The following is a 19420-nucleotide window of genomic DNA, read 5'->3' on the forward strand; positions in this document are numbered from 1 at the left end:
GGGAGCCGCCGCGCCGGGGCGCCGCCCCGGACCCCGCGGGGGCTGTTCGCCCCTCGACCCGAACCAGGGCCAGCCCTGGACCTCTGGGCATCGACTGCGCGAAGCGCAGTCGATGCGGGGAAAGTCTTTCAAGTTGTCCGCCCCCTCTCTGCAGGGCCCCAGCCCTGGACCTCTGGGCATCGACTGCGCGAAGCGCAGTCGATGCGGGGAAAGTCTTTCAAGTTGTCCGCCCCCTCTCTGCAGGGCCAGCCCTGGACCTTTCGTGGAAGAACTGCGCTGCGCGCAGTTCTTCCCACAGGCCGTTGGGACAACCTTGCCAGTTGAACTGCCGGCGCTGCCGTCTTGCTTGGCAAGATCGCCTGTGGTCTTGACCTGGCCGTTCGATGAACTGCGCATCGCGCAGTTCATCGACCCCGAGTCCAGCGCTTGCGCTGGTCCGGGTGCAGGGGTGGACAACCCCTGCTGGGGCCTGGGGCAAAGCCCCAGCGAAACGCCGTCCAGCTAGCCTCCGAGCACCTCGCGCACCTTTCGGAGGAGGGCTTCGGGGGTGATTGGCTTGGGAATGAAGTTGATGCCCGAGTCGAGCACGCCGTGGTGCACGATTGCATTCTCGGTGTAGCCCGACATGAAGATCACCTTCATGTCGGGCCGCACGTGCCGCAGCCGTTCGGCGAGTTGCCGACCGCTCATCTTGGGCATCACGACGTCTGTGAGGAGCAGGTGGATGGTCGCGCCGTGTTGCTCGCACGTGAGCAGCGCTTCGCCGCCGTTTGCTGCTTCGATGACGTGATAGCCTGCGCGGGAGAGGATCCCGCGTACCAGCATGCGGACCTGTGGGTCGTCCTCGACCACCAGAACTGTCTCCGATCCGCGCACGCGGAGCTCCTGCGCCTCGGCTGCGGGTGCGTCGAATGCGCCGTCGCGGGCGCGCGGCAGATACACCTTGATCGTCGTCCCCCTCCCCGGCTCGCTGTAGACCCAGACGCAGCCGCCGCTCTGCTTGACGATGCCGTACACCATCGACAAACCGAGCCCTGTGCCTACGCCCTTTGGTTTGGTCGTGAAGAATGGCTCGAACATGCGCGCTTGCGTGACTCGATCCATCCCCACGCCGGTGTCGCTCACCGACAGCACCACGTGTGGCCCGACGCTCGCCTCGGGGTGCTCGGCGACGTAGGGCTCGTCGAGATCCATGTTGGCGGTCTCGATCGTCAACTGCCCGCCTTCCTGCATCGCGTCGCGGGCATTGATCACGAGATTGAGGAGGATCTGCTCCATCTGCCCCGGATCGACGAAACATGGGTGGAGGTCTGGCGAGAGCACCGTGCGCATCTCGATGTCCTCGCGCAGGAGCCGGCGCAGCATCCGATCGATGCCCGCGACGACGGTGTTCAGGTTGAGCACGCGGGGCGAGAGGATCTGCTGGCGGCTGAATGCGAGCAGCTGACGCGTCAGGTCGGCGGCGCGCTTGCCTGCGAGACGAATTTGCTCGACCTCCTCGCGCATCGGCTCGCCGGCGCGTAGCTCCTCGAGGAGGAAATCGCTGTAGCTGAGGACCACCGACAGGATGTTGTTGAAGTCGTGCGCGACGCCGCCGGCGAGCCGGCCGATGGCTTCCATTTTCTGCGATTGACGCAGTTTTTCCTCGGTCCGCTCGAGCACCTCGCGCGTGCGCTTGTGCTCGGCGAGCTCGGCCTTTACGGTCGAGAGCAAACGAGCGTTCGAGATCGTCATCGCCACGAGATCGGCGAGCACGAGCAGGAGATCGAGGTCGCACTGCGCGAACGGGGCCGCCCCTGGGCCCAGGCGCAGCAGGGTGAGCGTCCCGAGGATCGCGCCTCGGACCCGGAGCGGGACGCACACGACGCTGCGAAACCCGATGCGCTCGAGCAGATGGCGGAGCTCCGGCCGCATCTTCGCGGTCCACGACGCGGGCAGCGGCGCGTGCATGACGAGGGGCCGCCCGGTCCGGAGCACGGTCGGCGCGAACCCCTCCTCTTCGCGCGAGAGGCGCCTCGAGTCCATGAGCGCCTCGATGGTCGTCAGCGTCTCGGGATCGGGCGCGAACTCCGTGGCTACGTCCCACCACGCGCCGTCCTCGGACACGAGCCCGAGCACGCAGTACGCGTCCATGAGCCGCCCTGTCTCCTCGACGACCGTGCGCAGGAGGCGATCGTAGTCGTTCGTCGTCTCGGCGAAGATGCGGGCGAGCTCGGCCAGCATCCGCAGCCGATCGGTGCGCGTGCTCTCTCGGGCGGGATGATCGCGATCGTCGGGTTGCATGGCACCTGTCCCGCCATCCTATGCGATGGGCGCGAGCGTACTGCTTCGAATAACGCTGCCGCCTTGCATTTCTCCATGGCGAGGACAGCGCCCGGCGCGGCTCGGGTGGAGCCTTTCGCTTCAGGGACGGATCAGCACGAGCGCGCGGGACAGGATCGTGAGGCCGAGCGCGACCAGGATGAACGGCAGTGCTCGGCGGCCCCAGCGCTGGATGCGACGTCCCCAGAGGGCATTGTGGACGAGGTGATAACCGACGGCGCACCAGACGGCGGTCATTGCCGCGAATACGGCGGCGTACAGGGGCACGAGCTTCGGGGCGCTCGAAAAAAGCGGAATGTAAACGCCCAGGTTGTCCCCGCCGTTCGCCACGGTGACACCGGCGACGGCGAGCACCTTGGAGCCCAGCATGCCGGGGCGCGGCGCCGCATCCGAGGCAGCCGCATCTTCGTTTTCCCGTCGCAACGCCACGAGGCCACGAAGCCCGAGCACGAGCGGAAAGATTCCGAGCAGCCCGATCCATCCTTCGGGCACGACGAGCGCGAAGAGTGCGCTGGCGGCGCTCGCCGCGACGAGGGCGGCGATGCCGAGGAACTGACCCGCGACGACATGACGGGGTTTGACCGTCGGGTCCGAGAAAAACGCCGAGAGCAGGACGAGATCGTCGACATTCGTGGATACGAACACGACGATGCCCACGCCGAGCGCCGAGAGTGCGTCACCCATGTCGGGTAGAACCACCTACCACACGCGCTACGTCTGCGATCGCTCCTCGCTCGGCATGCGCGCCGCGCGCGCGCAGGCGCCCGCGAGCACGATGTCGATCGCCGCGGCGGCGTAGTCCTCGCTCACGTCCTCGCCGCGATGGATGAGGCGCCCGTGGATCCCCCCGAAGATCAGGTCGAGGATGATCTGCATGTTCACGCCCGCGGGCAGCTCGCCGCGCGCGACGCCGCGCTCGAGCAACACCGTATTGTCCTGCCGGCGTCGATCGCGCAGGGCCCGCGAGAGGGCCTCGACCTCCGGATCCGCGCGCTCCATCTGGAGCATCCGCACGATGCCCCGGCCCGTGGGCGTCTGGCACAGATGCACGGACCTCATCACCACGGCCAGGAGATCCCCGCGCACCGTGCCCGTGTCGGGCTGCTCCTGCTCGTCGTTGGCCGCGCGCAGGGCCGCCGTGACGAGCTCCGCTTTGGTCGGCCAGCGCCGATAGATGGTCGTTTTGTTCACCCCCGAGCGCGCCGCCACGTCTTCGACGCGCAGCGCCCCGTAGCCGACGCGGCCGAGCTCCTCGTGTGTGGCGGACAGCACCGCCGAGACCACGCGCTCTGCGCGTCCACGCAAGCGGGTGCCCTCGGTGCGGCGGGTTCGATGAACGGACGGGGGGGGCGGCTCGGACGCGGAACGCATGGGCTGACCTCGAACCTAGCGGATCCTCCAGGACTTTCCCGCTCGGCAGACACAAAGGCAACTCGTTGTTGCAATCTACCCGCGCCCGGGTATTATGGCAACAACGAGTTGCCTTGAGGTCCAAACATGAGCACTGCGACCGCCCCGTCCGACGTCGTTCCCCAGGCCCCTGCCGCGCAAGGAAGCGCTGCGGCGGGCGCCTCCGAGAAGCCGAAAAGCAAGGGACGCACGCTCCTGTTCGTCCTGCTGCTCGCCGCAGCCGTGGGCGGCGGGGGGTACTCCTGGACGCACCGCTCCCTGGAGAGCACGGACAACGCGCAGGTGGACGGTGAGGTGATCGCGGTCCCGGCGCGCACGGGCGGGACGATCGCCCAGGTGCTCGTCACCGAGAACCAGCAGGTCAAGGCGGGCGACACGCTGGCCGTGCTCGACGACGAGAGCGCGAAGGCGAAGCTCGCGCAGGCCGAGGCCAACGTGGAGGCCGCGGAGGCGGCGGCCGAGGCGGCCGAAGCCGACGCGCGCGTGGCCGAGATCAACGCCAACGGCAACAAGTCCGTCGCCGAGGCGTCGCTGCAGACGGCGCAAGGCGGCGTGGTGTCGGCGGCCGATCAGCTCAAGGAAGCCGAGGCTTCCGTCAAGTCGTCGGAGACGGCCTTCAAGCAAGCCGAGGCCGATCTCAACCGCAACCGCAAGCTGCTCGAGCAGGGCGCGCTGCCGCAGGCCTCGTTCGAAAAGGAAGAGACGAGCTTCGCCGTGGCGCAGGCGAACCTGGAGGCGGCGCGCGCGCGGCTGTCGACGCTGCGGGCAAACATCGCCGTGGCGCGCAGCCGCACGACGGAGGCCTCGGCCAAACTGCAGCAATCGAGCAACGTGGACGTGCTCGTGGCGCAGGCGCGTGCGCGGGCCAAGACGGCGCGGGCGCAGGTGGCCATCGCCAAGGCGGCGCGGGATCTGGCGAAGCTCGAGCTCTCGTACACGCGCATCGTGGCGCCCGCAGACGGCGTGGCCTCGAAGAAGACGATCGCCGTCGGGCAGCAGGTCGTGGCGGGTCAGGCCGTCGTGCAGCTCGTGACGCCGCTCGTGTGGGTGACGGCGAACTTCAAGGAAACCCAGGTCGCGAAGATGCACCCGGGCCAGCCCGCGCACCTGGTGATCGACGCGCTGCCGGGCGTCACCCTGCACGGCGAGCTCGAGAGTTTGTCCGGCGCGACCGGTTCGCGCTTCACGCTCCTGCCGCCGGACAACGCGAGCGGCAACTACACGAAGGTCGTTCAGCGTGTCCCCGTGCGCGTAAAACTGCGCGACGTGCCGCAGGGCCTCGTGCTCCGGCCGGGCATGAGCGTCGAGCTGTCGATCGACACGCGCGGCTAGAAAGGGAGGTTGTCATGGCCCAGGCTGAGCTCGCCCTCCCGCCGCCCGCGCTCGCCGCGGCCGCGCCTGCGACCAACAAGTGGGCCGTGGCCATCGCGGTGGCCATCGGCGCGCTGCTCGAGCTCATCGACACGAGCATCGTCAACGTCGGGCTCAATGACATGCAGACCTCGCTCGGCGCGACGATGAGCCAGGCGAGCTGGATCGTGTCGAGCTACGGCGTCGCGAACGTCATCATCCTGCCGCTCGCCGCGTGGCTCGGGCATAGGTTTGGCAAGAAAAAGTATTTCATCTTCTCGCTGGTGGGCTTCACGGTGGCCTCGGTCCTGTGCGGACTCTCCACGAACCTGCCGATGCTGGTCGTCGCGCGCGTGCTCCAGGGGCTCACCGGCGGCGGCCTGATGGCCAAGGCGCAGTCGATCCTCTTCGAGACGTTCCCGAAGGAGGAGCAACCCACGGCGCAGGCGTTTTTCGGGGCCATCGTCATCGCGGGCCCCACCATCGGCCCCACGCTGGGTGGTTACATCGTGACCAACATCGGCTGGCGGTGGATCTTCTTCATCAACCTGCCGCTCGGCGCGCTCGCGGTGCTGCTTTGCCTCTCGGCGCTCCCGGCCGACGAGCCGCACGCCGCAGCCAAGAAGGGAATCGACTGGATCGCCATCGCCATGCTGGCCATGGGCCTCGGCTGCATGCAGACGTTCCTCGAGGAGGGAAACTCCCACGATTGGTTCGATGATCCGCTGATCGTCGTCCTGTGTATCGCGTCGCTCGTGTCGCTCGTGCTCTTCGTGCGCCGCGCGCTCGCGTCCGACGATCCGGTCGTGGACCTGCGCGTGCTCGGATACCGCTCTTTATGGGCGGGCAGCATCCTCTCGGTCGTCATGGGGATGGCCCTGTATGGCGGGCTCTTCGCGGTGCCGATCTTCGCGCAGACGAACCTGCGCTACACGTCCCAACAAACGGGCCTCATGATGCTGCCGGGCGCGCTGACCACGGCGGCGATGATGCCGTTCGCGGGGAAGCTGTCACGCAAGGTGGACCCGAGGCTCATGCTGATGATCGGCGCGGTCATCCTGGCGGGCTCGCTCGTGATGCTCTCCTCGATGAACCCGATGACGAGCGGCGCCGATCTTTTCTGGCCGCTCATCATTCGCTCCTTGGGCACCGTGTTCATGTTCTTGCCGCTCTCGATGGCCTCGCTCGGCCCCATTCCGCGCAAGGACGTCGCGTCGGCGACGGGGTTCTTCAATTTGACGCGGCAGCTCGGGGGCAGCATCGGCGTGGCGCTTCTCTCGACGATGCTCGTCCGGCGGCAGGCCTTCCACGCGGCCGTCGTCGCGGAGAAGCTCGTGTCGAACGATCCCGCGACGATCGAGCGGCTGAACATGCTGACGGGCGCGATGATGGCCAAGGGCGCCTCGGCGGTGGAGGCCAAGCAGCGCGCGCTTTCGCTGCTCTCCGGGACGGTGGCGCAACAGGGCTCGATCATGTCGTTCGCGGACACGTTCTGGCTGGCCGGCGTCATCATCGTCTTGTTCTTGCCCCTCGTGATGCTGCTCGGCAAACCGCAGCAGGGCGTCCAGGTGGAGGCGGGGCATTGAGCGCGCAATCACAACCCGACGCGCTGTCGATGTACCGCGCGGAGCTCGCGCGGCGGCGGATCCTGAGCGCGGAGGTCGAGCGGGAGCTCGCGATCCGCTGGAAAGCCGGCGATCGCGAGGCTGGGCGGCTGCTCATCGAGGCGTGCCTGTCGTACGTGATGACGATCGCCCGCGAATACGAGCGCTGGGGCGCGCCGCTCGAGGACCTCGTGCAGCAGGGCAACATCGGCCTGCTCCAGGCGGCCGACCGCTTCGATCCGTCGCGCGGGACCCGGCTCGCGACGTTCGCGAACTACTGGATTCGCGCCGAGATCCGCGATTACGTGACGCGGAATTACCGGATCGTGCGCCTCGGCACGTCGAAGGCGGAGCGGCGCGCGGTGCGCTTCTTTCGCCGCGCGTTCGTGAACGACGCGACGACGCTCGCCGCGCAGACGGGTTTGTCCGAGCAGCGCGCCCACGAGCTTCTCCCCTTGCTCGCGGGGCCCGACGCGCCGCTCGACACGTCGGCCCACAACGACGGTCCCGCGGACAGCGCGCTCTCGCCCGAGGCGGAGGTTTGTCGGGCCGACGAGCGCGCGCGGCTCACGCGCGCCGTGAAGACGGCGTTCTCCGAGCTCTCACCGCGGGAGCAGCATGTGCTCGAACGCCGCATCATGTCGGACGAACCCGCGACGCTGGCCGAGCTCGGGGCGGCATTTGGCGTGAGCAAGGAGCGCGTCCGGCAGGTCGAAGAGAAGGCCAAGCAGCGAATGCGTGGTCATCTGCGCGCGCTCGCGGAGATCTGAATCCCGGGCCCGCGGTGACATCGAGAGAGGAACGTTCCCAGACATGGAAGAGCGCGTCGTCATCGTCGGAGCCGGCCAGGCCGGTGGCGAGCTTTCGGCCGGATTGCGAAAGCAGGGCTATCAAGGGCGGATCGTGCTGCTCGGAGACGAGCCGCATCCGCCCTACCAAAGGCCTCCGCTTTCCAAAGGATTTTTGCGTGGAAAGGTGGCGCTGACCGATCTTTACCTCAAGCCACTGGCGACGTATGAGCGCTTCGGCATCGAGCTCAGGCTCGGCACGCGCGTCGAGGCGATCGACCGCTCCACGCGAGAGCTCGCCCTGCAGGATGGAAGCCGCCTCGGCTACGACAAGCTCGTCCTGGCCACGGGAGGCCGGGCGCGTCGCTTGCGCCTCCGCGGCGAGGAGACGACCCACCTCGAAAACCTGTTCTCGGTGCGATCGATCTCCGATATCGAGGCAATGCGCGCGAAGTTCGTCGCGGGGAGCCGATTGGTGCTCATTGGCGGCGGTTACGTGGGGCTGGAAGTCGCGGCCGTGGCCGTCGAGCTCGGGCTGCGGGTGACGGTTCTCGAGGCGGCGCCTCGCCTGCTCGCCCGCGTGACGGGTCCAGAGGTGTCCTCGTTCATCGAGCAGCTTCACCGCGAGCGGGGCGTGGATCTCCGGCTCGGCTGCGAGGTGCAAGGATTCGAGCTCGACGAGGCGCAGCGAAACGTGCGCGGCGTGCGCATCGCGTGCCATGGCGCGGCCGAGCGGCTCGACGCGGATCTCGTGCTCGTGGGAATCGGGCTCGTCCCGAACACGGAGCTCGCCGCCGCAGCGGGCCTCGCCGTCGATGACGGCATCGTCGTCGACGAATGCGCCTGCACGGCCGATCCGAACATCCTCGCGATCGGCGACTGCGCGAATCAGCCCAGCACGTTCACGGGCGGGCGCATCCGACTCGAATCCGTGCCCAATGCCATCGAGCATGCGCGCGTCGCGGCCGCCACCCTGATGGGCAAGCGGGAGCCCTATGCCGCCATTCCCTGGTTCTGGTCGGACCAGTACGGCTTGAAGCTGCAGATGGTGGGTCTCTCCGCGGGCTACGAGCGTTGCGTCACGCGAGGCTCCGCCGGGGGCAAGGAATTCTCGGCCTTCTATCTCGCGGGCAGGCGGGTCATCGCCGCGGACGTCATCGGCCGCCCCGCAGATTTCATGGCCGCGAAGCGACTGGTCGCGAGCCGTGCGGAGGTGGACGTCGCCCGCCTCGGCGACGCGGCCGTCCCGCTCCAGAGCCTCGCGGCTTGAAGATCATCGAACCGCGCAACGAATCGAGGAGGACACGATGCCGAAGATCAAATTCATCGAGGCGGATGGGAAGGAGCACGAGGTCGACGCAGCGGAGGGTCAATCCGTCATGCAGGCGGCGATGGACAACCTCGTGCCAGGGATCGTCGCCGAGTGCGGAGGTTTCGCGAGCTGCGCGACCTGCCACGGCTACGTCGACGAGGCCTGGCTCGCGAAGGTCCCCCCGCCGGATGCGGCGGAAGAGGGAATGATCGCGTGCGCCTATCACGTCAAGCCGAACAGCCGTTTGACCTGCCAGCTCACGGTGACGCCCGCGCTCGATGGACTCGTGGTCCGTCTCCCCGTCTCGCAGACGAGCGAGTGAGGACCGGACAAACCGCCACATTTTTTTCAATCCCGAGAGAGGTCCGAACATGCACCCGTTCAGCGGACAGAAATTGGACACGATTCCCGCGCACGTCCCGCCGGAGCTCGTCTACGACTACGACAGCAGCAGAGATCCGCGGATGCTCGAGGATCCGCACGCCCGGATGCGCTCGCTCGTCCTCGAAGCCCCGCCCATCTTCTTCTCCCCGCACAATGGGGGCCACTGGTTCGTGACCCGGAAGAAGGCCATCGTGGACATCACGATGAACCCCGAGATCTACAGCAACAGCCTTTTTGGTGGCTCGGGGGAGCACGAGGCCCCGCAGCCGGGCTTCATGATGCTGCCCATCGGGGTCGATCCGCCGCAGCACACGGCATACCGGGCGCCGCTCAACCAGCCGCTGGCGGCCAAGTCCGTCGCCGGGCTCGAATCGGCGATCCGGGACATGACGAACGAGCTCATCGACAAGGTGCTCGGCGCGGGGCGCTGCGATTTCCTCTCGGACATCGCCGAGCCGCTGCCCGTGACGCTGTTCATGAAGCTCGCCGGCATGCCGACGAACCGCCTCGCCGAGTTCCGCGAGCTCGCCACGCAGGCCACGTCCGCCACGGTGGATCACGCGACCCGCGAGCAGACCTTCAAGCGGATCGCGGGGATCCTCGCGGAATCCATCAAGTCCCGGCAGGAGAAGCGCGAGGACGACCTGATCAGCTGGCTGCTCGACGCGAACATCCACGGCCGAAATCCCACGTTCCAGGAGATGCTGGGCTACAGCATCACCCTGTTCCTCGGGGGGCTCGACACCGTGGTGAATGCCCTGAGCTTCGGTGTCCGGCATCTGGCGCGCGATCAGGAATTGCAGGCAAAGCTCCGGGCCGATCCGAGCCTCCTGCCCGCAGCCATCGAGGAGCTCTTGCGGCTCTATGGCGTCGCGTCCCCGCCCCGGATGGTGACGCGCGACGTGGTCTTCCATGGCGTCCAGCTCAAACAGGGCGACGCGCTCCTGCTCCTCCTGCCCGCGGCCAACTACGACGACGCGGCGTTCCTGGACCCCGAGCAATTCATCCTGGGCCGGACCGAGCAGCACATGACGTTCAACACGGGCCCCCACCGGTGCGTCGGCTTGAACCTGGGCCGCCTGGAGATGAAGGTGTTCTACCAGGAGTGGTTACGGCGCGTGCCGCCCTTCCGCCTGGACCCCAAGGCGCCGGCGCGCTTCACGGGCGGCTTCAACCTGGCGGTCACGACCCTCCCCTTGGTCTGGGAATAGCCCTCCCGCAATCGCCCATCCGCGAGGGCGCGGAATTCCCTAAAATGGGGAATCGAAACCCGTTCCCCGCATTCCGAGCGCAGCGACCGAGCGCCCATAACGGGAACCTCGTTCCGCCTCGCGCCGTCTCCCCGGCGTGCTCTTCATCGGAATCGTCCGCGTGCAGAATCAGCGCGCCCCCTTCCAGGAGAACGCCGACAAAATGCCGAAAAAGACAATTACCCGGGATCACGCCGGTCGCGCGAAACTCATCCTCGCGGCGCTCGCCCTCCTCGGCCTCGGTGCCTGCATGGAGAGCGCGCCGCCCGAAGGCGCCGCGGAGACGTCGATCGACCCCGCGATGTGCCCCGCGGCCCCGAAGCCGCACGGCCATCCCTGGGAATACGATGGCCCCGAGGGGCAGGATCACTGGGCCACGACCGACGGGTACCCGAATTGCCAGACCGGCAGGAGCCAGTCCCCCATCGACATCGAACGTCCCGTCCCCGGCGACGCCGCGCGATCCGGGCTCGAGGGCCGCGCGTACGCCGATGGGCCGGGGCGTTTCTACGATAACGGCCATACCCTGATGTTCCTGTTCCCGCACGACCATCCGGGGGGGACGCTCGTGCTCGACGGCGTCACGTACACGCTCGAGCAGTTCCACTTTCACGCGCCGAGCGAGCATCGCATCGCAGGAAAGGCGCACCCGATGGAAGCGCATTTCGTCCATTCCGCGCCCCCCGCGTCCCAGGGCGGCCCTCCGCGGCGCGCGGTCGTCGCCGTCATGATCGACGTCGGCCCGGAGGAAAACACATTCCTCGCCCCGCTCTTCGGGCACCTGCCCGAAAAAGACGGCGAAGGGAGCTGCTTGCAAACCGAGGGCCTCGCCGACGTGCTCCTCGGCGACCGCGGCGGCTTCTACCGGTACGACGGATCGCTCACGACGCCCGATTGCGGCGAGCACGTGCAATGGATCCTCCTGGAGAAGCCGATCCTCGCCTCCGCCGAGCAGATCGGCCAGTTCATCTCGGTCTTTCCGGACAACGCGCGCCACGTGCAGCCTCTCGACGGGCGCACGATCACGTTTTATCCGGGAACGCCGGCTCCCTGAGCACGAGCTCGCGCGCCGATTCCGTACGCCCACGGCGCTCCGGCCACCGCTCGCTCGCCTCTCCGCGCCGATGGCCTTAGGCCTCTCCATACGATGGCAGACGAACCCTCGAGGGCTGCAGAGGTCGCCGCGCCCGCGGCCCATGGGCCCCGCGCGGCTCTTCTCGTCGGAGCGCTCGGCGTCGTCTTCGGTGACATCGGCACGAGCCCGCTCTACGCGATCAAAGAGTGCTTCAGCCCGGCGGCCCCCCATCGGGTCGATCCCACGCCGGAGAACATCCTGGGAATCCTCTCGCTCGTCTTCTGGACGCTCCTCATGGTCGTGACGGTCAAATACCTCACGTTCATCATGAAAGCGGACAACCATGGATCCGGTGGGATCCTGGCGCTGCTCGCCCTGGTCCCGCCCCGCAAGGGCAATCCGACGGGTCCGCTCGTCCTCTTCGTGCTGTTCGGCGCGGCTCTGCTCTACGGCGACGGCGTCATTACCCCGGCGATCTCGGTCCTCTCGGCCATGGAGGGCCTCGAGGTCGCGACCCACAAGCTGCGGCCGGCCGTCGTGCCGCTGACCGTCGCCATCCTGGTCGGGTTGTTCCTGGCGCAGAAACACGGGACCGCGGGGATAGGCAAGGTCTTCGGTCCCGTCATGCTCCTCTGGTTCACGACCATCGCCGTACTCGGCGCGCGCCACGTCGTTCAAAACCCGGCCGTGCTCGCCGCCGTGGATCCCCGCCACGCGGTATGGTTTTTCGTCCACCACGGCCTCCACGGATTCATGGTGCTCGGCGCCGTCGTCCTCTGCATCACGGGCGCCGAGGCGCTTTATGCGGACATGGGCCATTTCGGCCGCAACCCGATCCGCGCCGCCTGGTACGTCGTCGTCTGGCCCGCCCTCTTGCTCAACTATTTCGGCCAGGGGGCCATGCTCCTTTCGAATCCCACGGCCGTGACGAACCCTTTTTATGCGCTCGTCCCCTCCTGGGCCCTCTACCCGATCGTCGCCATCGCCACGGCGGCCACCATCGTCGCCTCGCAGTCGCTCATTTCGGGGGCGTTCTCGCTCACGCAGCAGGCCGTGCAGCTCGGCTATTTCCCGCGCGTCAACATCATCCATACCTCCAAGCACACCGAGGGGCAGATCTACGTCCCGGAGATCAACCGCGCGCTGCTCATTCTCTGCGTGCTCCTGGTCCTCCTGTTCCGGACGTCGAGCGCGCTCGCCGCGGCCTACGGCATCGCGGTCACGGGGACGATGGCCATCACCACGATGGTGTACTTCTACGTGGTGCGGCAAAGCTGGGGCTGGCCGCTCTGGAAGGCGCTGCCGCCCGTGCTGACCTTCTTGGCCATCGATCTGTCGTTTTTCTCGGCAAACGCGGCCAAGTTCTTCCACGGCGGGTGGTTCCCCGTGGTGATGGCCGCGGGCATCTTCACGGTGATGACGACCTGGAAGACGGGGCGGCGCATCCTCGGCGAGGCCTTCAAGGCAGACCTTTTGCCTCTCGATCAGTTCCTCGACGACGTGGCCCGATTGAAGCCATTCCGCGTTCGCGGGACGGCGGTGTTCATGGCCTCGAACCCGCACGGGACGCCGCCGGTGCTGCTGCACCATTTCAAGCACAACCAGGTCCTGCACGAGCAGGTCGTGCTGCTCTCGATCACGAGCGAGCGGGTCCCGGAGATCCCGCCCGAGGAGCGCATCAGCATCATCGACAAGGGCAACGGCTTCTATCGCGTCCGGGCGCGCTACGGATTCATGCAGACGCCGCACGTGCCGAGCGTGCTGCTCGCCTGCAAGGCGCACGGGCTCGTGATCGATCTGAAGCGGACGAGTTATTACCTCGGCCGCGAGACGCTCCTGCCCACGGGGCGGTCGAAGATGATGCGGTGGAGAAAGGGCCTCTTCGCCTTCATTTCCCGGAACGCGCGCCCCGCCACGGCGTACTTCGGGCTGCCGCCGGGGCGCGTGGTGGAGTTCGGGATGCAGATCAACCTGTGAAGCCGGCCGCCCGCCGCGCCGCCCCCCTCCCCAGGGTCCGAGCTCTGCGCTAGAACGACTGCCCCATGCCGTCCACCCACGATTTCGTCGACACCTACCTCCGCGAGACGGCCGAGATCGCCCTCGGCACGAGCCGCGAGGACCTCACGGCCGTCATCGACGTCCTCTTCGACGCCTGGAAAAACGACCGGACCATCTACACCTGCGGCAACGGCGGCAGCGCGGCGAACGCGAGCCACCTCGCGTGCGACATCGCGAAGTTCACCTGGGTGGAAGGCAAAAAGCGCTTCAAGTGCCGCTCGCTCTGCGACAACGCGGCCCTGCTGAGCGCGCTGACGAACGACGTGGGCTTCAACCGGATCTTCCTCGAGCAGCTCGACGGATCGATGGGCCCGGGCGACGTGCTCGTGTGCCTCAGCGTCCACGGCGGCTCGGGCGCCGACAAGGCCGGGCCCTGGTCGCAAAACCTCGTCTCGGCGGCCGATTTCGTGAAGAAGCACGGCGGCAAGGTGGTCGCGCTCGTGGGCTACGACGGAGGCGCGCTGCGGCAGATGGCCGACGCGTCGATCCTCGTGCCGAGGACCTCCGGCGGGCACACGTCGACGCCGCACGTGGAGGGCTTCCACGAGGTCTACCATCACCTCATCTGCGAGCGGCTGCGGCAGCTGGTGGCCGAGGCATGAACGCGCCCGCGCGCCCCGGCGTGATCCTCGACCGCGACGGGACGCTCATCGACTTCGTGCGCGACGCCGAGCTCGGCGCCGTGGTCAGCGCCTTCCACCCCGATCACATCCGCCTCCTGCCCGGCGTCGCGCGCGGGCTCGCGCTCCTGCAAGACGCGGGGTTCGTCCTCGCGATCGCCACGAACCAGCCGGGCGCGGCGAAGGGCCAGATCCCGGAGAGCGCCATCACCCGGACGAACCAGGCGCTCGTCGAAGCGCTCGCGCGAGAAGGCGTCCACATCGAGGCGGTGCGCGCCTGCTTGCATCACCCGGACGGCGGGCCGGGCGGCGATCCCGTACTCGCGACGGACTGCGCGTGCCGCAAGCCGAAGCCGGGGATGCTGCTGTCGCTCGTGGAGGAGCTCGGGCTGGATCCGGCGCGCTCGTGGATGGTCGGCGACGCGGCGGTGGACGTGCTGGCGGCGCGCGGCGCGGGCCTCCGCGCGGGGCTTCTGTTCGAGTGGGGGCGCTGCGAGATGTGCCCGGTGCGTGGCGGGTTCGACGAGATCCCGCTCCTCCGGCCGGATGCGTCGGCGAGCCGGTTCGACGAGCTCGCCCGGCGCCTCCGAGATTCGCTCGCCACGGCGCCGGGCTGATCTATGCTCCGCCGCCCCGGCCATCCCGGGCGCGCAGCGCGGAGTGTACATGCTCTTTCTCGACAGCTCGGATCCCAAGGAGATCAAGGACATCTTCGCCTGGGGGGTGATCGCCGGGGTCACGACGAACCCGCTCATCCTGGCGCGCGAGGCGGGCGCGGCGGATCTCGAAGGGCGCATCCGCGAGGTCGTCGCCGCGTCGAAGGGCCCGGTGTCCGTGGAGCTCGTGAGCGAGACCGAGGGCGCGATGATGGAAGAGGCCCACCGCTACCACACGTGGGCGCCGTCCCGGATCGTGATCAAGGTGCCGTTCGGCGAGGCGGGCCTGCGCGTGACGCACGCGCTCGCGACGCAGGGGATCGAGACGAACGTGACGTGCATCATGAGCTTCAACCAGGCCTACCTGGCGGCGCTCGCGGGCGGGACGTACGTGTCCATCTTCAGCGGTCGGGTGCGGGACATGGGCTACGACGTGCGGCCCGTCATCGCGGAGACGCGGGCGCAGCTCGACCGGGAAAAGCTCGGGGCGAAGATCATCGTCGGGTCGATCCGGCACATCCTCGACGTGAACGAGTCGCTCGCGCACGGCGCGCACGTGGTGACGGTGCCGCCCGGGATCCTGCGGAAAATGCTGCACAACCCGAAGACCGACGAGACGATCCGCGAGTTCAACGCGGCCTGGGCGAGCCGTGCTAAGTAGCCCCGCCGTGACGGCAGGCAAGGACGCGGCCGAGGGCGCGACGAACACCAAGTACGTCGTCGAGGAGCAGAACATGGCGCTCGTGGGCGCCATCGGGCGGCCGCGACGGGTGCTCGACGTGGGCTGCGGGGTCGGCCTGAACGGCGAGGCCGCGAGGAAGCGCGGCGCGCACGTGACCGGGATCGAGATCGTCCCGGCCTCGATCGATCGGGCCAAGGAGCGGCTCGACGAGGTGCTCGCGATCGACGTGACGAGCGACGAGGCCGTGAAGAAGGGCCTCGCGGGCCGGAGCTTCGACCTCCTGCTCTTCGCCGACATGCTGGAGCACGTGCCGGATCCGATCGCGGTGATCCGGCGGCTTCTGCCGTACCTGGAGGACGGGGGGCACGTGATCGTGTCGCTGCCGAACGTGGCGGCGTGGACGGTGCGCCTCGGGCTGCTCGCCGGGAAATTCGAGTACACGCAGAGCGGGATCCTCGACGACTCGCACCTGCGTTTCTTCACGCGCGAGACGGGCCGGCAGATGCTGGAGCGCGCGGGGCTCGAGGTGCTGCGGACGGCGCAGAACCCGATGCTCGTGCGCGCCGCGAAGGACGTGGTGCTGTCGGCGCAGAGGGCTGTCGCGCCGGGTGGAACCCCCGATCCGGAGAGCCTGCGCAAGTCGCTGCCGTACAAGCTCTACCAGGGGCTCGTGCGCCCGGTGGAGGACGTGGTGGCGGCGCGCGCGCCGGAGCTTTTGTCCTTCCAGAACGTGTACGTCGCCCGCAAGCCGCCGAAGGCACGCAAGCTCAGCCTCACCGTCGGCATGTTGACGATGAACGAGGAGGACAGCATCGAGGCGATGATGGGCGAGATCCGGCGGGTCGCGCCCGACGCCAAGATCCTCTGCGTCGACAGCTCGACGGACCGGACGCCCGAGATCGCCGCGAGGCTCGGGGCGCGCGTGCTGCGGCAGATCCCGCCGCGCGGGCACGGGCCGGCGATGGAGCTGCTCATGTACAGCGCCGCGGCCGAGAGCGATCTCCTGATCTACCTCGACTGCGATTTCACCTACCCGGCCGATTACATCCCGGTGCTGCGCCGGATCGTCGAGGAAGAAGGCGTGGACGTGGTGAACTGCGCCCGCACGCGCACGCGCCCGGCGGCCATGCCGCTGCCGAACTACATGGCGAACCGCTCGTTCGCGGCCCTCGCGCACGTCATGCACGGCATCCCGACGTGCGACGTGCACAGCGGCATGCGGGCGTATCGGTCGAGCATGGTGCGCGCGTTCGATTTCGACGGCGAGGGCGACGCGCTCCCCATCGATACGCTGCTCTTCCCGGCGAAATGCGGCTATCGCGTGGTGGAGATGCCCATCGATTACCAGGAGCGCGTGGGGCAATCGAAGCTCAGGAAGATTGCCGGCACGGTCTGGACGATGATCCGGCTCGTGAACGCGCTGCCCGTGGGGCAGCGCGGTTCGTCGCGGTACGAGCTCCGGTAGGCCCGGCCGTTCAACGGCGAGGCGCCGTCGGCGTCGCGCGCGGGGGGCCCGGGGGCGGGCTGTCGCCCGAGAGGAGCGACAGCCCGGCCACGATGGTCCCGATGCCGAGCAGGGCGAGCATGAGGATCACGAGCGCGAAGCTCTTGCGAGGTTCTTCCTGCGCGACCGTGACGGGAAGGACCTCCGGCGGGTTCATGGCCGCGTCCCGGACCTCGGGCGGGATGCGATCCGAGATCTCCTTCATCGAGTTGAGCTTCGGCCGGCGCATCGAGCCCGTGGTCGTGCCCGCGCCGAGCGGCCGCGATCCGGGCGACGAGCTGCGCGTGACGAACGGGAACGAGGTGCGGCTCGTGCGCTCCTCGCCCTCGACGCCGAGGGCAAGCGCGCGCTCGAACTCGTCGGCGAGCTCCTTGGTGGCCGAGAAGCGCGCCGTGGGGTCGCGCTGGAGGGCCTTGGTGAAGAAGGAGTCGATCGTGGAGGGCAGGCCGGGCACGAGCGTGGTGACCGGCTCGAATCGGCCCTCTTCGATGGCGTTGCCGAAGCCCTCGAGGTTTTGCCCGCTGAAGGGGACGCGGCCGCTGAGCGCGTAATACGCGATGACGGCGAGGGTCCAGAGGTCGGCGCGGAAATCGACGTCCTTCTGGCCGAAGATCTGCTCCGGGCTCATGAACTCGGGCGAGATCATGTGCGTCGCGTCGCTCGTGGTCCGGCCCATCGAGGAGATGCCGGCGCGGACCGAGAGGCCGAGGTCCAGGACCTTGGCCTCGAACTCGCCGCCCTCGGTTTCGGTGAGGAAGACGTTGCCGGGCTTCAGGTTCCGGTGGACGAGGCCGAGCAAATGCGCCTTGCCGAGGCCCTTCGCGAGCTGCGAGACGAGGCGCACGGTGTCCTTCGGCGACATCGGGCCGGTCCTCGTGATGCGGCTGCCGAGGTCTTCCCCTTCGAGCAGCTCCATCACGAGGTAGGGCATGCCGGTCCGCGTCAGGCCGTGCTCGAGGATCTGCGCGACGTGCGGGCTCTTGATCTGCCGCGCGGCGACGTCCGCCTCGCGCTGGAACCTGTGGAGGGGCGAGGAGTTGCGCGACAAGGCGCGACCCATGAGCTTGACGGCGACGTCCTTGCCGAGGCCGACGTGCTCAGCGACCCAAACCTGGGATTTGCCCTCCTGCCCGAGGTGCCTCGAGAGCCGCATCTTGGGAGTGATCTGGTCTCCTTCCAACATCTCGCTTCCGTGGCGCGGTCTCCGCGACGCCGGACGTGCCGACGCGCGGAGAGGGCTCTCTCACTCGACTCGACGTTACATCATGCAGTGAGCTCAAAGTAAAGAAGCGCGCCCCCCGAGGCTCGGTTTCAAGGTGCGGGCAAGGACACGTCGGCCGGCGCGACACCGGCGGCCACCGCCGGATAATTGGCGCTCTTCGTGCGGCCGGCGCGCTGCGTCGTGAAAAGCAAGGTGTGGCCAGGGCGCACGAGGACGCAGGGCTCGCGCGGTCCGGCCGAGCTGCCGCTGCCGAACACGGGGCTCGCGGCTGGCTGGAGAGGCGAGGCGCCGGCCGGATCGAATCGGGCCGCGAGGCCCACGACGGCCCGGCCGAGGCTGTCCCGGGCAGCATGGTAGACGCGCAGAATGGGGCGGCCCTCGGCCGACCGGACGAGCACGGGCGCGGGCGCGCCGACCCAGGCGTCGTCATAGGGAGGCTCGGTCCCCGGCACGACCGCCCTGGGCGCGAGCGCGGGGCCGTCGCCGACGCGGGTCCAGGTGACGCCGTCGTCCGAGCGCGCCTCGCCGATCCGCGCGGCGTCGCCCGGCCCCGGGACCTCGTAAAAGAGGCGGAGCGAGCCGTCGTCGAGCACGACGACGCCCGGGCTCCGCGGGACGGCGCCTTCCTCCCAGCCGGCCGCGTCGGGCCCGAGGACGGGGCCGGCGACGCGCGTGAACACCTCGCCGTCCGGGCTCCGCGCGAGCCCGATGCCGCCGGCCGCGGCGTAATACAAGAAGACCTCGCCGCCGACGCGGACGACCGAGGGCGCGCCGACGGTGCCGCCTTCCCAGGGTTCGTCGGGCGTGAGCACGACGAGGGGCGCGCGGTCGAAGGAGCGGCCATCCTCGGCGCCGTGACGCACGATGGCGCCGGGCGGGGCCGCGGGATCGGGGTCCTGCCCGGGCACCTCGGGAGTGATGGCGAAGTAGCCGAAGACGGCGGGCGTCGCGGGATCGCCGTCGGCGTCGAGGACGGCGGGATCCCGCGGAAACGTCTCGTCGTCGTCGAGGGCGTTCGGGGCAGAGCGGAGGTTGCCGAGCTCGCCGGCGCGGAGGGCGCGGAACGGGCCCGCGGCGGCGTTCGGCAGGTTCTCCCCGCCGGTCTCGCTGTCGGCGAGCGTGGCGCAGCCGGACAGGAGCGCGAGGGCGAGGAAGAACGAACCAGCGTGTCCCGTGCGCATCG

Annotated in this window: 17 protein-coding genes; 12 read left to right on the plus strand and 5 right to left on the minus strand. The window is 68.6% G+C overall.

Going from position 1 to position 19420, the window contains the following annotated elements:
• Window positions 1-501: 501 nt before the first annotated feature.
• The 3 genes from QHF85_RS14175 to QHF85_RS14185 all read right to left on the minus strand — a co-directional run bounded on the left by QHF85_RS14175 (window position 502) and on the right by QHF85_RS14185 (window position 3627).
• Window positions 502-2283, minus strand: coding sequence for an ATP-binding protein (locus QHF85_RS14175; protein WP_281327693.1), 1782 nt, complete (start codon window positions 2281-2283; stop codon window positions 502-504).
• A gap of 120 nt (window positions 2284-2403) precedes the next feature.
• A complete protein-coding gene (locus QHF85_RS14180) occupies window positions 2404-3006 on the minus strand; it encodes a cadmium resistance transporter (protein ID WP_281327694.1) in 603 nt (200 codons plus the stop codon).
• A 27-nt stretch (window positions 3007-3033) separates the two neighbouring features.
• Window positions 3034-3627: a TetR/AcrR family transcriptional regulator gene (locus QHF85_RS14185; protein WP_281327695.1), complete on the minus strand. Its 594-nt coding sequence runs from the start codon at window positions 3625-3627 to the stop codon at window positions 3034-3036.
• Window positions 3628-3819: 192 nt separating this feature from the next.
• Here QHF85_RS14185 and QHF85_RS14190 point away from each other — a divergent pair, with 192 nt between their 5' ends.
• The 12 genes from QHF85_RS14190 (at window position 3820) to QHF85_RS14245 (ending at window position 16976) form a co-directional block, all read left to right on the plus strand.
• Complete coding sequence (locus QHF85_RS14190; protein ID WP_281327696.1) at window positions 3820-5064, plus strand: HlyD family secretion protein; 1245 nt, start codon at window positions 3820-3822, stop codon at window positions 5062-5064.
• 14 nt (window positions 5065-5078) lie between these two features.
• Window positions 5079-6668: a DHA2 family efflux MFS transporter permease subunit gene (locus QHF85_RS14195; protein WP_281327697.1), complete on the plus strand. Its 1590-nt coding sequence runs from the start codon at window positions 5079-5081 to the stop codon at window positions 6666-6668.
• A complete protein-coding gene (locus tag QHF85_RS14200) occupies window positions 6665-7456 on the plus strand; it encodes a sigma-70 family RNA polymerase sigma factor (protein ID WP_281327698.1) in 792 nt (263 codons plus the stop codon). The genes QHF85_RS14195 and QHF85_RS14200 overlap by 4 nt, the downstream gene beginning before the upstream one ends.
• 43 nt (window positions 7457-7499) lie before the next feature.
• Window positions 7500-8744, plus strand: a complete 1245-nt coding sequence (locus tag QHF85_RS14205) for an FAD-dependent oxidoreductase (protein WP_281327699.1) — start codon at window positions 7500-7502, stop codon at window positions 8742-8744.
• Window positions 8745-8781: 37 nt separating this feature from the next.
• A complete protein-coding gene (locus QHF85_RS14210; RefSeq protein WP_281327700.1) occupies window positions 8782-9108 on the plus strand; it encodes a 2Fe-2S iron-sulfur cluster-binding protein in 327 nt (108 codons plus the stop codon).
• Window positions 9109-9157: 49 nt separating this feature from the next.
• Window positions 9158-10381 (plus strand): cytochrome P450, encoded by a 1224-nt coding sequence (locus tag QHF85_RS14215; protein ID WP_281327701.1) that lies wholly within the window; start codon window positions 9158-9160, stop codon window positions 10379-10381.
• A gap of 136 nt (window positions 10382-10517) precedes the next feature.
• Window positions 10518-11474: a carbonic anhydrase family protein gene (locus QHF85_RS14220; protein WP_281327702.1), complete on the plus strand. Its 957-nt coding sequence runs from the start codon at window positions 10518-10520 to the stop codon at window positions 11472-11474.
• A 93-nt stretch (window positions 11475-11567) separates the two neighbouring features.
• The gene (locus QHF85_RS14225) at window positions 11568-13472 is read left to right on the plus strand and encodes a potassium transporter Kup (RefSeq protein WP_281327703.1); all 1905 of its coding nucleotides are present in this window, start codon (window positions 11568-11570) and stop codon (window positions 13470-13472) included.
• A 65-nt stretch (window positions 13473-13537) separates the two neighbouring features.
• Complete coding sequence (locus tag QHF85_RS14230; RefSeq protein ID WP_281327704.1) at window positions 13538-14155, plus strand: SIS domain-containing protein; 618 nt, start codon at window positions 13538-13540, stop codon at window positions 14153-14155.
• Window positions 14152-14790: an HAD-IIIA family hydrolase gene (locus QHF85_RS14235; RefSeq protein ID WP_281327705.1), complete on the plus strand. Its 639-nt coding sequence runs from the start codon at window positions 14152-14154 to the stop codon at window positions 14788-14790. The genes QHF85_RS14230 and QHF85_RS14235 overlap by 4 nt, the downstream gene beginning before the upstream one ends.
• Before the next feature lie 49 nt (window positions 14791-14839).
• On the plus strand, window positions 14840-15490 hold the full coding sequence (locus QHF85_RS14240) for a transaldolase family protein (protein WP_281327706.1): 651 nt from the start codon (window positions 14840-14842) through the stop codon (window positions 15488-15490).
• Between the two features lie 7 nt (window positions 15491-15497).
• The gene (locus QHF85_RS14245; protein WP_281327707.1) at window positions 15498-16976 is read left to right on the plus strand and encodes a methyltransferase domain-containing protein; all 1479 of its coding nucleotides are present in this window, start codon (window positions 15498-15500) and stop codon (window positions 16974-16976) included.
• A 10-nt stretch (window positions 16977-16986) separates the two neighbouring features.
• On the opposite strand, the gene QHF85_RS14250 is transcribed toward QHF85_RS14245, so the two are convergent.
• Entirely contained in the window at window positions 16987-18168 is a 1182-nt protein-coding gene (locus QHF85_RS14250; RefSeq protein ID WP_281327708.1) for a serine/threonine-protein kinase, read from the minus strand.
• 158 nt (window positions 18169-18326) lie between these two features.
• Window positions 18327-19418, minus strand: a complete 1092-nt coding sequence (locus QHF85_RS14255) for a hypothetical protein (RefSeq protein WP_281327709.1) — start codon at window positions 19416-19418, stop codon at window positions 18327-18329.
• Window positions 19419-19420: the final 2 nt, after the last annotated feature.

The sequence above is a fragment of the Polyangium sp. 6x1 genome (assembly GCF_029946515.1).
In the GTDB taxonomy this organism is placed as follows: Bacteria; Myxococcota_A; Polyangia; order Polyangiales; family Polyangiaceae; genus Polyangium.